Here is a 268-nt window from a genome sequence, read left to right on the forward strand (position 1 = left end):
TTCTTATTCCTTCTAGCTTTTTAAATTTTTTGTATTTTGACTTCAATTTTTCTTTTGTTCTTATAAGCTTCTTAATAGTATATATACCAACACCATAATTCTTTTGAAAATATTCAATGCATTTATTTCTTGATTCAAAAGACATCTTTTTTCCATTAGGGAATTCTACCATAACGCTCTTCTCATGACACTTAGACATTAAAGCTTTATTACTTTCAGTATGCCTTCTTCCATACATGGGATTTTTTTCTCCTTTGTTTAAATTTCT

1 protein-coding gene is annotated in these 268 nt (G+C 26.9%); it reads right to left on the reverse strand.

The features are described 5' to 3' along the window. Positions 1-238: hypothetical protein (locus Q5O44_RS14435; RefSeq protein ID WP_302638249.1), on the reverse strand; the 238-nt coding region annotated here is incomplete at its 3' end. Between the last annotated feature and the right edge of the window lie 30 nt (positions 239-268).

The sequence above is a fragment of the Clostridium sp. CAG:221 genome, assembly GCA_000435835.1.
Lineage (GTDB): Bacteria > Bacillota > Clostridia > Clostridiales > Clostridiaceae > Clostridium.